The following is a 12,579-nucleotide window of genomic DNA, read 5'->3' as shown; positions in this document are numbered from 1 at the left end:
CATCTTAACACACTCCGGGAAGAATTACTCCGCCGTCGGGTTCGCCAGGAAGCGGACCGCGCGTTTAATATCCCGCGTGCGCGGCGCGGGCGGCAGGCTGGCGAGGAAGGTGGCGCCGTAGGGACGCATCACCAGGCGGTTGTCGCAGATCACCAGCACCCCGCGGTCGGTGACGTCGCGGATCAGTCGCCCTACCCCCTGTTTAAGCGTGATGACCGCGTCCGGCAGCTGGACGTCGTCGAACGGATCGCCCCCGCGCAGACGGCAATCCTCCATGCGCGCTTTCAGGAGCGGATCGTCCGGCGATGTGAACGGCAGCTTATCGATAATCACCAGCGAGAGCGTATCGCCGCGCACGTCCACCCCTTCCCAGAAGCTGCTGGTCGCCACCAGCAGGGCATTACCGGCGCTGACAAACTGCTGGAGCAGCTGGCCTTTGCTGGTTTCCCCCTGCAACAGCACCGGTAGCGTCATGGTGGCGCGGAACTGCTCGGCCAGTTCGCGCATCATGGCGTGTGAGGTGCAGAGCATAAAGCAGCGCCCGTTGTTGGCCTCAATCATCGGCTTCAGCATGGCCGCCAGATGGCGCGCCGCGCCCGGCTGGTTAGGCAGCGGCAGATTGCGCGGCACGCACAGCAGCGCCTGTTTCTCATAGTCGAACGGGCTCGGCAGAAGCAGGGATTCCGCCTGCTCAATGCCGAGGCGCTCGGTAAAGTGGTGCAGATCGTCATTGACCGACAGCGTGGCCGAGGTAAAGACCCAGGTGCCGGGCTTTTGCGCCATCACCTCTTTGAATTTATCAGCAACGGTCAGCGGCGTGAGCGCCAGGGTGAAGTGGCGCGAGGTACATTCGTACCAGTAGCTATAGCCCGGCTGGTTGATCTCTTTCAGCCGCTTCAGCCGCCCACGGTAGAGCGTGGCGCGCTCGAAGGCGGCGTCCAGCAGCGCTGAACGTCCGAGGGACAGCTTCGCCACGTCGTAACAGAGTTCAAGGGCATCATCGAGCAGCAGCAGCGCGCGCTGGATATTTTTGTCTGCGAGCAGTTCGCGCAGGTTGCCGCGATAGCCCGGCTCGCCAAGTTGTAAGCGGAAATCCTGTGCGCATTGCGCCAGGCGGTCCGCGCACTTCTGCAACTGCTGGGTATCTTTGAGTTCGGTGCGATAGGCAATGGTAATATCTTTCGCCAGATCCTGAAGCTGACGGCTGGAGAGCGACTGACCAAAATACTGGCTGGCGATGTCCGGTAGCTGATGGGCTTCATCGAAGATCATCACCTCCGCCTCCGGGATCAGCTCGCCGAAACCACTGTCTTTGACCACCATATCCGCAAGAAACAGGTGATGGTTCACCACCACCACGTCGGCGTCCATCGCGGTTTTACGCGCTTTCACCACAAAACAGTCCTTATACAGCGGGCAGTCGCTGCCGAGGCAGTTGTCATTGGTGCTGGTCACCAGCGGCCAGGCCGGGGAGTCTTCCGGCACGCTCGCGCAGGTGCTGATGTCCCCCTCCTCCGTCTGGTTGGCCCAGGCGCGCAGGACGATCACATCGCTCAGGGTTTGTACCGGCAGGTCGCCGCCCGCCAGCGCCTGCTGTTCAAGACGCTCCAGACACAGGTAGTTAGAACGCCCTTTCAGCAAGGCCAGACGCCCTTTGTATTTCAGCGCTTTCGCCACCGTGGGTAAATCGCGGCTGTAGAGCTGATCCTGGAGCGCTTTTGATCCCGTAGAGATGATCACCTTTTTTTTCGCCCGCAGCGCAGGAGCGAGGTAAGCATACGTTTTCCCCGTACCGGTGCCGGCCTCCACGACCAGCGGCTGCGCCTTGTCGATGGCGTGCGCGACGGCATGCGCCATCTGACGTTGGGGTTCGCGCGGTTTAAAGCCGGGAATAGCCTGTGCTAACTGACCTTCTGGGGAAAAATCGTCTGCCACGGTGTTCTCTCACTGTATTTTTGCACAGGGATTATGTCAGCCCCTTATCTCCGGTGCCACCCCAAATAGTGACGACGGCGGAACATTATGGCAGTCTTGCCGCCTGACGACGAAAGATAACGAGGATACGTTTATGACAATTACGCGCATTGATGCCGAAGCCCGCTGGTCTGATGTGGTGATCCACAACCAGACGCTGTACTACACCGGCGTCCCTGCCAATCTGCACGCCGACGCCTTCGAGCAGACCGCCAACACCCTGGCGCAGATCGACGCCGTACTGGAAAAACAGGGCAGCGACAAATCCCGCATTCTGGATGCGACGATTTTTCTGGCGAATAAAGACGATTTCGCGGCGATGAATAAAGCCTGGGATGCGTGGGTGGTGGCGGGTCACGCGCCTGTACGCTGCACCGTACAGGCCACGCTGATGAAACCGGAATATAAGGTTGAGATCAAGATTATCGCGGCAGTGTAAGCCGGTTATTCTTCATCTTCATCCTCAAAGCGCGCCACGATCCGCTCGCCGGTATGGGTGGCGCGAAGTTCTTCCGCGACCTGGGAAATTGCCTGTCCGCTGCTCATCCCCTGGGACATCAGCTCCTGAATACGTTCAACGGCTTTCTGCTGTTGGTCATGGCTGAGAGAAGGTAAACCTGCAAACATCGTTAACTCCTGCTAAATTATTCGCGCTAATTATTTCACGCTGCCCGGTAGTATGCCATACATGAACATGCGCTTCCCCACTGTTATGACCTTGCCCTGGCGTGCAGACGCCGCCGAGTTCTGGTTTGCCCGTCTGAGCCACCTGCCTTTTGCGATGCTCCTGCACTCCGGGCATGCGGATCATCCCTACAGCCGCTTTGACATTCTGGTGGCCGACCCGGTTAAAACGCTGACGACCGATGCGCTGTCGCCAACGGACGATCCGCTGATGCGGCTCCAGAACGAGATCCATGCTCTGGGCTTATCTGCCACACCGGATCCGGATCTGCCTTTCCAGGGGGGCGCGCTGGGCCTGTTTGGTTACGATCTGGGTCGCCGTTTCGAAAAGCTGCCCGAGCATGCGCAGGCGGATATTTCCCTGCCGGATATGGCGGTGGGGCTGTATGACTGGGCGCTGATCGTGGATCACCGTAAGCAGACGGTTTCTCTGCTAAGCCACCGGGACGTGCAGGCGCGTCTGGCCTGGCTTGAGGCGCAACGGCCCGCCGCCCCGGAACGCTTTATGCTAACCTCCGGCTGGCGCTCGAACATGAGCGCGGAGGAATACGCGGAAAAATTCTCCCGCGTGCAGGCGTATCTTCACAGCGGCGACTGTTATCAGGTCAACCTCGCCCAGCGTTTCCAGGCGGCATACGAGGGAGACGAATGGCAGGCGTTTACCCGCCTCAATGCCAGCAATAAGGCCCCGTTCAGCGCATTTTTACGCCTTGAACACGGCGCCATCCTCAGCCTTTCGCCTGAGCGTTTTATTCACCTGGCTGACGGTATGATTCAGACCCGCCCGATAAAGGGCACCCTGCCGCGCCTTGCGGATGCCGACGCCGACCGTCAGCAGGCGGAGACGCTGGCGGCCTCGCCGAAAGATCGCGCTGAAAACCTGATGATTGTCGATCTGATGCGCAATGATATTGGCCGCGTCGCCGAGCCGGGCAGCGTGCGCGTGCCGGAGCTGTTCGTCGTGGAGCCATTCCCGGCGGTGCATCATCTGGTCAGCACCATCACCGCACGTCTGCCGGCCTCGCGAACCGCCTGCGATCTGCTCCGCGCCGCGTTTCCGGGCGGCTCCATTACCGGCGCGCCGAAGGTCCGGGCGATGGAGATCATCGACGAACTGGAACCGCATCGCCGCAACGCCTGGTGCGGCAGCATCGGCTATGTGAGTCTGTGCGGCACCATGGATACCAGCATCACTATTCGCACCCTGACGGCCTGCGACGGTAACCTGTACTGTTCCGCAGGCGGTGGCATTGTGGCCGACAGCCAGGCGGAGGCGGAATATCAGGAAACCTTTGATAAAGTGAATCGTATCCTGAAACAACTGGAGAACTCACGGTGAAGAAAGACAACCTGACGCTGGATGATTTTCTGTCGCGCTTTCAGCTTCTGCGGCCCCAGGTTAACCGCGCCACGCTGAATCAACGTCAGGCGGCGGTGCTGATCCCGGTCGTGCGTCGTGAGCAGCCGGGTCTGTTGCTTACCCAGCGCTCACCGCATATGCGAAAACACGCCGGTCAGGTTGCGTTCCCGGGCGGCGCGGTGGACAGCACCGATGCATCCCTGATTGCCGCCGCACTGCGCGAAGCGCATGAGGAAGTGGCGATCCCCCCGGAGGCGGTCGAGGTGATCGGCGTGCTGCCGCCAGTGGACAGCGTAACCGGTTTTCAGGTCACGCCGGTCGTTGGCATTATTCCGCCCGATCTTCAGTATCACGCCAGCGTCGATGAAGTTTCAGCGGTATTCGAAATGCCGCTGGAAGAGGCCCTTCGTCTGGGTCGCTATCACCCGCTGGATATTCACCGCCGCGGACACGATCATCGGGTCTGGCTGTCGTGGTATCAGCATTATTTTGTCTGGGGCATGACGGCAGGCATCATTCGTGAGCTGGCCCTGCAAATCGGCCTGAAGCCTTGACTATACTTTACATTCCACCCTTTTCTGGCAGGTTTGCGATCGGCGTCGCGCTATTAGCAAAACCATCGTTAACCATTAGTTTAATTCATGTGAATAGTTAAGCCGAGGTTGGTGTTCCCTCTTACACTATGCGCAGTTATAACATCGTTACTGGAACCCCAGTAACCCTGTCAGGAGTGTGAAAGTGATTAGTATATTCGACATGTTCAAAGTGGGGATTGGTCCATCTTCTTCCCACACTGTAGGGCCGATGAAGGCCGGTAAACAGTTCGTCGATGATCTGGTCGAAAAAGGATTACTGGAAAGCGTTACCCGTGTCGCCGTAGACGTTTACGGTTCACTGTCATTAACGGGTAAAGGCCACCACACCGATATCGCCATTATTATGGGTCTGGCGGGCAATATGCCGGACACAGTTGATATTGATGCCATTCCGGCATTTATCCGCGACGTGGAAACGCGCGGTCGTTTGCTGCTGGCTAACGGCCAGCACGAAGTGGACTTCCCGCAGGATGACGGGATGCGTTTTCGTAGCGACAACCTGCCGCTGCATGAAAACGGCATGACCATCCACGCCTGGAGTGGCGAAAAAGAGATCTACAGCAAAACTTACTACTCCATCGGCGGCGGCTTTATCGTTGACGAAGAACACTTTGGTAAAGAGAGCGCGGGCGACGTCAATGTGCCCTATCCGTTTAAATCGGCCACCGAGATGCTGGGCTACTGCAAAGAGACCGGTCTGTCCCTGTCAGGCATGGTGATGCAGAACGAACTGGCGCTGCACAGCAAGAAAGAGATCGAAGACTATTTTGCTAACGTGTGGCAAACCATGCGCGCCTGTATTGACCGCGGGATGAACACCGAGGGTGTTCTGCCTGGGCCACTGCGCGTGCCGCGTCGTGCCTCTGCTCTGCGCCGCATGCTGGTCACTACCGACAAGTTCTCCAATGACCCAATGAACGTGGTCGACTGGGTGAACATGTTTGCCCTCGCGGTTAACGAAGAGAACGCAGCGGGTGGTCGCGTCGTGACGGCGCCGACCAACGGCGCGTGCGGTATCGTTCCGGCGGTGCTGGCCTATTACGATCACTTTATTGAGCCCGTGACGCCGGACATCTATATCCGTTATTTCCTCGCGGCAGGTGCTATCGGCACGCTGTACAAGATGAATGCGTCCATCTCTGGTGCTGAAGTGGGCTGTCAGGGTGAAGTGGGCGTGGCCTGCTCTATGGCAGCAGCGGGTCTGGCGGAACTGCTGGGCGCCAGCCCTGAGCAGGTGTGCGTGGCGGCGGAAATCGGCATGGAGCACAACCTCGGTCTGACCTGTGACCCGGTTGCCGGCCAGGTGCAGGTGCCGTGCATTGAGCGTAACGCCATCGCCTCCGTCAAAGCGATCAACGCCTCGCGTATGGCGATGCGCCGTACCAGCGAGCCACGCGTGTCGCTGGATAAGGTTATTGAAACTATGTACGAAACCGGCAAGGACATGAACGCGAAGTACCGTGAGACCTCGCGCGGCGGTCTGGCCATTAAGGTGCAGTGCGACTAAGCTTTCCTTTCGCCCATCTGCAACGGATGGGCGAATTTTCCCCTCTCGTCTCGTCGCTTCACGTATTCCCCACTACACTGTCACTGTTGCGTCTGGCTTTTCCGGCCGGTGCTTAACAGGCGACCGTTCATGCAAACTGCACAAACGATCATTAAAGACTATCGCCGAAAACGCGTTATCGTCTGTGTCGCGGTTGCGCTCGTTACGCTCGTCCTGACGCTGGGTATTCGCTTTATTTCACAGCGCAACATAAATCAGGATCGGATCCACGACTTTACCCACCACACCGTGCGTGCGCTTGATAAGGTGCTTCTTTCGTTAGAGGCCCAGCGGGAAACGCTACTTTCACTGGTTGGCATACCCTGTTCCGAAGCAAATCTGATCCTGCGAAAACAGGCGGCGATCCTCCAGACCGTACGCTCCATCGCCCTCATTCAAGACGGAATACTGTATTGCTCAAGCGTCTTTGGCAGCCGTAATGTGCCCGTCAGTGAGTTTGTGCCGGAGCTGCCGGTCAGTGAATCCAGGCTGTTGCTGCTGACCGATCGGTGGCTGGTAAAAGGCAGCCCGGTACTGATTCAGTGGTCTCCCCTCGCGAGCGACGGCAACGACGGGGTGATGGAGGTGGTGAATATCGATCTCATCACTAAAATGATTCTTGAGCCGCAGCGGCCGCAGATCACCGACGTTGTCCTGAGAGTAGGAGATAACTTCCTCCGCGACGGGCAACAGGTGACGACTACGCCGACCTTCGATGACAACGCCTCCCTGCTGGAACAATCGTCACAGCATTACCCTTTCAGCGTCACGGTGAGCGGCCCCGGGCCTGGCGAAATGGCGTTAAAAAATCTGCCCACCCAGCTGCCGCTGGCGTTAATGCTCAGCTTACTGATGGGCTATATCGCCTGGCTCGCCACCGCGCGGCGCATCAGTTTCACCTGGGAAATCAATATGGGAATTGCGGCCAGGGAGTTTGAGCTCTTCTGCCAGCCGCTGGTGAATGCCCGCACCCGGGAATGCGTCGGCGTCGAGATCCTCCTGCGCTGGAACAACCCGCGTCAGGGATGGATTTCGCCCGATGTCTTTATCCCTCTGGCCGAAGAACATAACCTGATTGTTCCGCTTACCCGCTACGTCATCAGCGAAACGGTGCGGCAGATAGGCTATTTCCCGGCCTCGCGCGATTTCCATATCGGCATTAACGTGGCCGCCAGCCATTTTCGCCGCGCTGCGCTGATCCAGGATCTCAACCGCATCTGGTTTAACGCCAGCCCTGTTCAACAGTTGATCGTGGAGTTAACCGAACGCGATGCGTTGCTGGATGTGGATTACCGCATCGTGCGGGAGCTGCACCGCAAAGGGGTGAAACTTGCGATTGATGATTTTGGTACCGGCAACAGCTCACTTTCATGGCTAGAAAAACTGCATCCGGATGTGCTGAAAATTGATAAATCCTTCACCACCGCGATCGGCACCGACGCCGTGAACTCAACGGTAACGGATATTATTATTGCGCTGGGTCAGCGGCTGAATATTGAACTGGTTGCGGAAGGGGTGGAAACCGAGGAGCAGTCACGCTACCTGCGCCGTCACAGCGTACATATTTTGCAGGGGTACTTGTATGCGCGGCCAATGCCGCTGCGCGAGTTTCCGAAATGGCTGGCGGAAAGTCACTCTCCGCCAGCCCGCCACAACGGACACATCGTGCCCTTACTGCCGTTACGCTAGATAGCGTTACTCTTCTTCGTCGTGTGCAGAGTGCTCTTTAACAATACGCACCATATCAACGCGATAGTCGTTGGCTTCGACGATGGTAATTTGCAGCGGCGGCAGCTCCAGCACATCACCAATACGCGGGATCTGCCCGTTAACGGCAATCACCAGCCCCGCGACGGTGGCAATGTCTTCATCATCATTGACCACGTTTTCGACGCCCAGCGTGTGCGAGAGCGCGTGCAGGTCGGTGGTGCCTTTCACCAGCCAGCCGTCACCGTCGGCAACGATTTCCGGGGTTTCATCCGCATCAGGGAATTCACCGGCAATGGCTTCCAGCACGTCCAGCGGCGTCACCAGGCCCTGTACCACACCAAATTCATTGGTGACGATAACAAAGCTCCCGCGGGCACGACGCAACACGCCCAGCAGGTTGATCGGATCCAGCGTCTCCGGTACCACGATGGCGGGCGACGCGGCCGCTACGGCCTCGACGTTAACGCCCTCTTCCAGCGCCACCAGCATCTCTTTCGCGCGTACCACACCGATAATCTCATCCAGCTCACCCCGGCAGACCGGGAACAGGCTGTGTGGCGAGGAGAGCAGCTGCTGACGAATTTCGTCGACGCTCAGGTTGGCGTCCACCCAGCTGATCTCACCGCGCGGCGTCATAATGCCGCGCAGGGAGCGGGAAGCCAGCGAAAGCACGCCGTTGATCATGTAGCGTTCTTCTTCCACAAACGCGCCTTCCGGCACCGGAACCGGGTTACGGTTCTCGTTATCAGCCTGCACGTTGACCTGACGACGTCCGCCCATCAGTCGCAGAATCGCATCTGCGGTACGGGCTCGCAGCGGCTGATTCGACTGCTGCTTAATAAAGTTACGGCGCGCAATCTGGTTAAACAGCTCGATCAGAATCGAGAAGCCAATCGCGGCGTACAGGTAGCCTTTCGGAATATGGAAGCCAAACCCTTCTGCCACCAGGCTCAGACCAATCATCAGCAGGAAGCTCAGACACAGCACAACGACCGTCGGATGCTGGTTGACGAAACGCGTCAGCGGTTTTGACGCCAGCAGCATTACCGCCATCGCAATCACCACCGCCGCCATCATCACCGGCAGATGGTTCACCATGCCGACCGCCGTAATCACCGCATCCAGTGAGAAGACCGCATCAAGCACCACAATCTGGAGAACAACCACCCAGAAGCTGGCGTAACCCTTACCGTGGCCATCATCGTGCTGCCGGTTCTCCAGCCGTTCATGCAGCTCTGTTGTGGCTTTGAACAGCAGGAACAGTCCCCCCACCAGCATGATTAAATCGCGGCCGGAGAAGGTGAAATCCATGACGGTGAACAGCGGCTTCGTCAGGGTAACCATCCACGAGATCACAGACAGCAAGCCCAGACGCATGATCAGCGCCAGCGAGAGGCCGATCAGACGGGCTTTATCACGCTGTTTCGGCGGGAGCTTATCCGCGAGGATGGCGATAAACACCAGGTTATCAATACCGAGAACGATCTCCAGCACGACCAGCGTAAGCAAGCCTACCCAGATTGACGGGTCCATTAAGAATTCCATGACACGCTCCTGCTAAAGGAATGACAAAACGGTGCCCCGCTAATTTCGGGCATTTCAAAGGGAATGAGAGTCGATGCGTGGCGAAGATCGCCGATGAATAAGGCGCGGAATGGCCTGGAAGATGACTGACGTCGGTGACGGTCCATATAGTGGGCTGTAGCCCTATACTCCTGAATAATTAAACGGACGCTAAACATATCAGAGACAATTGGTTTTTAGCAAAGATTTACGTTCCTTTGCAAACTTCTGTAACACACGCGGATTAACTTAAAGAAAAATCTGTAAGGCGTAGCTAAATTACGGATCTTCATCACATAAATTATTTTTTCACTATCTAAAATAATTCGCGGAAGTCTTAGTTTTTTGAACTCTAACCCTTATCTGAATCGATTCGGTTCGCCAATACGATTCTCAGTACGCCTGCCTGGCAGACGTATACATGATAATAAAAGGAGGTAGCAAGTGACCATTGCTATTGTCATAGGCACACATGGTTGGGCTGCGGAGCAGTTACTCAAAACGGCAGAAATGCTGTTGGGCGAGCAGGAAAACGTCGGCTGGATCGATTTCGTTCCCGGTGAAAATGCCGAGACGCTGATTGAAAAATACACTGCTCAGCTTGAGAAGCTGGATACCAGTAAAGGCGTGCTGTTTCTCGTGGATACATGGGGCGGCAGCCCGTTCAACGCTGCCAGCCGCATTGTCGTCGATAAAGAGCATTATGAAGTCGTCGCCGGGGTGAATATCCCGATGTTGGTGGAAACCTTCATGGCGCGTGACGACAACCCAGGTTTTGATGAACTGGTGGCACTGGCGGTGGAAACCGGTCGCGAAGGCGTGAAGGCGCTGAAAGCGCAGCCGGTTGAAAAACCGGCCCCTGCCCCTGCTGCACCAAGGGCGGCAGCACCGGCGAAGCCAATGGGTCCGAACGATTACATGGTTATCGGCCTTGCGCGTATTGATGACCGTCTGATCCACGGCCAGGTGGCAACACGCTGGACCAAAGAGACCAACGTACAACGCATCATCGTGGTCAGTGACGAAGTGGCCGCCGACACTGTCCGTAAAACCCTTCTTACCCAGGTTGCACCGCCGGGCGTCACCGCGCACGTCGTGGATGTCGCCAAAATGATCCGCGTTTACAACAACCCGAAATATGCGGGTGAGCGCGTGATGCTTCTCTTCACCAACCCGACAGACGTCGAACGCATTGTTGAAGGCGGCGTGAAAATCACCTCCGTTAACATTGGCGGTATGGCATTCCGTCAGGGCAAAACGCAGGTCAACAACGCGATTTCAGTGGATGCGAAAGATATCGAGGCCTTCAACAAACTGAATGCACGCGGTATCGAACTGGAAGCCCGTAAGGTTTCCACGGACCAGAAACTGAAAATGATGGATTTGATCGGCAAAGTGGGGAAATAAGCCCGGGCCGGTTTTTCATATAGAGCTTATGTAATAGGAGAAGTGCAATGGAGATTACTACTCTTCAGATTGTGCTGGTGTTCATCGTCGCATGTATTGCGGGTATGGAGTCCGTACTTGATGAATTTCAGTTCCACCGCCCTCTGGTGGCCTGTACGTTGATTGGCGCCGTTCTCGGTGACATGAAAACCGGTATCATCATCGGTGGTACTTTGGAAATGATCGCCCTCGGCTGGATGAACATCGGTGCGGCAGTTGCGCCAGATGCCGCGCTGGCGTCCATTATTTCAACCGTTCTGGTTATCGCTGGTCATCAGAGTATTGGTGCCGGTATCGCGCTGGCCATCCCGCTGGCCGCAGCGGGTCAGGTGCTGACCATTATCGTCCGTACTATTACCGTTGCCTTCCAGCACGCGGCGGATAAGGCGGCCGAAAACGGCAACCTCACCGCGCTCTCCTGGATCCACGTTTCTTCCCTGTTCCTGCAAGCGATGCGTATCGCAATCCCTGCGGTTATCGTGGCGATTTCTGTCGGTACCAGCGAAGTTCAGGGCATGCTGAATGCGATCCCTGAAGTGGTTACCAGCGGTCTGAATATCGCCGGGGGTATGATCGTGGTGGTCGGTTATGCGATGGTCATCAACATGATGCGCGCGGGCTACCTGATGCCATTCTTCTACCTCGGCTTCGTTACCGCTGCGTTCACCAACTTCAACCTGGTTGCGCTGGGTGTGATTGGTGCGGTGATGGCGATTCTTTATATCCAGCTCAGCCCGAAATACAACCGTGTCGCGGGTGCCCCTGCGCAGGCTGCTGGTAACAACGATCTCGATAACGAACTGGACTAACAGGTGAGCGAAATGGTTGATATGACAAAAACTACCACTGAGAAAAAACTCACTCCGGGTGATATTCGTGGCGTGTTCATCCGTTCTAACCTGTTTCAGGGTTCATGGAACTTCGAACGTATGCAGGCGCTCGGCTTCTGCTTCTCCATGGTGCCGGCCATCAAACGCCTGTATCCGGAAAACAACGAAGCACGCCGTCAGGCAATTAAGCGTCACCTGGAATTCTTCAACACCCATCCTTATGTTGCGGCGCCGGTTCTGGGCGTGACGCTGGCAATGGAAGAGCAGCGTGCGAACGGGGCTGAGATCGACGATGGTGCCATCAACGGTATCAAAGTTGGTCTGATGGGGCCGCTGGCAGGCGTGGGCGACCCGATCTTCTGGGGTACCGTCCGGCCGGTCTTTGCGGCGCTGGGCGCCGGGATCGCCATGAGCGGCAGCCTGCTCGGTCCTCTGCTGTTCTTCATCCTGTTCAACGCGGTGCGTCTGCTGACCCGTTACTACGGCGTGGCGTACGGTTATCGTAAAGGGGTGGATATCGTTAAGGATATGGGCGGCGGCTTCCTGCAAAAACTGACTGAGGGGGCGTCAATCCTCGGCCTGTTTGTAATGGGGGCGCTGGTTAACAAGTGGACGCACGTGAACATCCCGCTGGTGGTATCGACGATCACTGGTCAGGATGGTCAGACGCGCGTTACCACCGTGCAGACGATTCTGGACCAGCTGATGCCGGGCCTGGTACCGCTGCTGTTAACCTTCGCCTGTATGTGGCTGCTGCGTAAGAAAGTGAACCCGCTGTGGATCATCGTTGGCTTCTTCGTCATCGGTATCGCGGGCTACGCCGTCGGCCTGCTGGGTCTGTAATAAAATGCGTTACCGACCGGGGGCTTG

At 57.1% G+C, this 12,579-nt stretch carries 12 protein-coding genes; 8 read left to right on the top strand and 4 right to left on the bottom strand.

Going from position 1 to position 12,579, the window contains the following annotated elements; genetic code table 11:
- Positions 1-24 precede the first annotated feature (24 nt).
- Positions 25-1,935, bottom strand: coding sequence for an ATP-dependent DNA helicase (locus ACOTYH_RS06985; protein ID WP_023296793.1), 1,911 nt, complete (start codon positions 1,933-1,935; stop codon positions 25-27).
- 133 nt (positions 1,936-2,068) lie between these two features.
- On the opposite strand from ACOTYH_RS06985, the gene ACOTYH_RS06980 reads away from it, so the two are divergent.
- Positions 2,069-2,413, top strand: a complete 345-nt coding sequence (locus tag ACOTYH_RS06980; protein ID WP_045911200.1) for a RidA family protein — start codon at positions 2,069-2,071, stop codon at positions 2,411-2,413.
- 5 nt (positions 2,414-2,418) lie between these two features.
- On the opposite strand, the gene ACOTYH_RS06975 is transcribed toward ACOTYH_RS06980, so the two are convergent.
- Positions 2,419-2,601: a YoaH family protein gene (locus ACOTYH_RS06975; RefSeq protein WP_003859925.1), complete on the bottom strand. Its 183-nt coding sequence runs from the start codon at positions 2,599-2,601 to the stop codon at positions 2,419-2,421.
- A 61-nt stretch (positions 2,602-2,662) separates the two neighbouring features.
- On the opposite strand from ACOTYH_RS06975, the gene pabB reads away from it, so the two are divergent.
- From pabB to ACOTYH_RS06955, 4 genes are all read left to right on the top strand, one after another.
- Positions 2,663-3,997, top strand: coding sequence for an aminodeoxychorismate synthase component 1 (pabB, locus tag ACOTYH_RS06970; protein ID WP_017384323.1), 1,335 nt, complete (start codon positions 2,663-2,665; stop codon positions 3,995-3,997).
- Entirely contained in the window at positions 3,994-4,572 is a 579-nt protein-coding gene (locus ACOTYH_RS06965) for a CoA pyrophosphatase (protein WP_017384324.1), read from the top strand. The genes pabB and ACOTYH_RS06965 overlap by 4 nt, the downstream gene beginning before the upstream one ends.
- A gap of 184 nt (positions 4,573-4,756) precedes the next feature.
- Positions 4,757-6,121 carry an L-serine ammonia-lyase gene (gene sdaA, locus ACOTYH_RS06960; RefSeq protein ID WP_045907225.1) on the top strand — a complete coding sequence of 455 codons (1,365 nt, stop codon included), beginning with the start codon at positions 4,757-4,759 and terminating at the stop codon, positions 6,119-6,121.
- Positions 6,122-6,250: 129 nt separating this feature from the next.
- On the top strand, positions 6,251-7,849 hold the full coding sequence (locus tag ACOTYH_RS06955; RefSeq protein ID WP_047740700.1) for an EAL domain-containing protein: 1,599 nt from the start codon (positions 6,251-6,253) through the stop codon (positions 7,847-7,849).
- A 6-nt stretch (positions 7,850-7,855) separates the two neighbouring features.
- On the opposite strand, the gene yoaE is transcribed toward ACOTYH_RS06955, so the two are convergent.
- Together yoaE and ACOTYH_RS06945 are read right to left on the bottom strand one after the other, a co-directional pair.
- Complete coding sequence (gene yoaE, locus ACOTYH_RS06950) at positions 7,856-9,415, bottom strand: CNNM family cation transport protein YoaE (RefSeq protein ID WP_006810992.1); 1,560 nt, start codon at positions 9,413-9,415, stop codon at positions 7,856-7,858.
- The gene (locus tag ACOTYH_RS06945) at positions 9,403-9,561 is read right to left on the bottom strand and encodes a protein YoaL (RefSeq protein ID WP_371286258.1); all 159 of its coding nucleotides are present in this window, start codon (positions 9,559-9,561) and stop codon (positions 9,403-9,405) included. Before ACOTYH_RS06945 ends, yoaE begins: the two co-directional genes overlap by 13 nt.
- Positions 9,562-9,877: 316 nt before the next feature.
- Here ACOTYH_RS06945 and manX point away from each other — a divergent pair, with 316 nt between their 5' ends.
- From manX to ACOTYH_RS06930, 3 genes are read left to right on the top strand one after another with little or no spacing between them, the layout of a single operon-like run.
- Complete coding sequence (manX, locus tag ACOTYH_RS06940; RefSeq protein ID WP_017384327.1) at positions 9,878-10,840, top strand: PTS mannose transporter subunit IIAB; 963 nt, start codon at positions 9,878-9,880, stop codon at positions 10,838-10,840.
- A gap of 47 nt (positions 10,841-10,887) precedes the next feature.
- On the top strand, positions 10,888-11,688 hold the full coding sequence (manY, locus tag ACOTYH_RS06935) for a PTS mannose transporter subunit IIC (protein ID WP_003859914.1): 801 nt from the start codon (positions 10,888-10,890) through the stop codon (positions 11,686-11,688).
- Between the two features lie 12 nt (positions 11,689-11,700).
- Positions 11,701-12,552: a PTS mannose transporter subunit IID gene (locus tag ACOTYH_RS06930; protein WP_006810994.1), complete on the top strand. Its 852-nt coding sequence runs from the start codon at positions 11,701-11,703 to the stop codon at positions 12,550-12,552.
- Positions 12,553-12,579: the final 27 nt, after the last annotated feature.

The sequence above is a fragment of the Enterobacter cloacae complex sp. SHL001 genome (assembly GCF_049236825.1).
Taxonomy (GTDB): Bacteria; Pseudomonadota; Gammaproteobacteria; order Enterobacterales; family Enterobacteriaceae; genus Enterobacter; species Enterobacter hormaechei_C.
Note: the sequence above shows the minus strand (reverse complement) of the source record. Positions and strands in the feature narration are given on the sequence as shown.

Coding starts and splice junctions, on each gene's coding strand:
- ACOTYH_RS06980 (WP_045911200.1), top strand. CDS start 2,069: ATGACAATTACGCGCATTGATGCCGAAGCCCGCTGGTCTGATGTGGTG.
- ACOTYH_RS06975 (WP_003859925.1), bottom strand. CDS start 2,601: ATGTTTGCAGGTTTACCTTCTCTCAGCCATGACCAACAGCAGAAAGCC.
- pabB (WP_017384323.1), top strand. CDS start 2,663: ATGAACATGCGCTTCCCCACTGTTATGACCTTGCCCTGGCGTGCAGAC.
- ACOTYH_RS06955 (WP_047740700.1), top strand. CDS start 6,251: ATGCAAACTGCACAAACGATCATTAAAGACTATCGCCGAAAACGCGTT.
- yoaE (WP_006810992.1), bottom strand. CDS start 9,415: ATGGAATTCTTAATGGACCCGTCAATCTGGGTAGGCTTGCTTACGCTG.
- ACOTYH_RS06945 (WP_371286258.1), bottom strand. CDS start 9,561: ATGGACCGTCACCGACGTCAGTCATCTTCCAGGCCATTCCGCGCCTTA.
- manY (WP_003859914.1), top strand. CDS start 10,888: ATGGAGATTACTACTCTTCAGATTGTGCTGGTGTTCATCGTCGCATGT.
- ACOTYH_RS06930 (WP_006810994.1), top strand. CDS start 11,701: ATGGTTGATATGACAAAAACTACCACTGAGAAAAAACTCACTCCGGGT.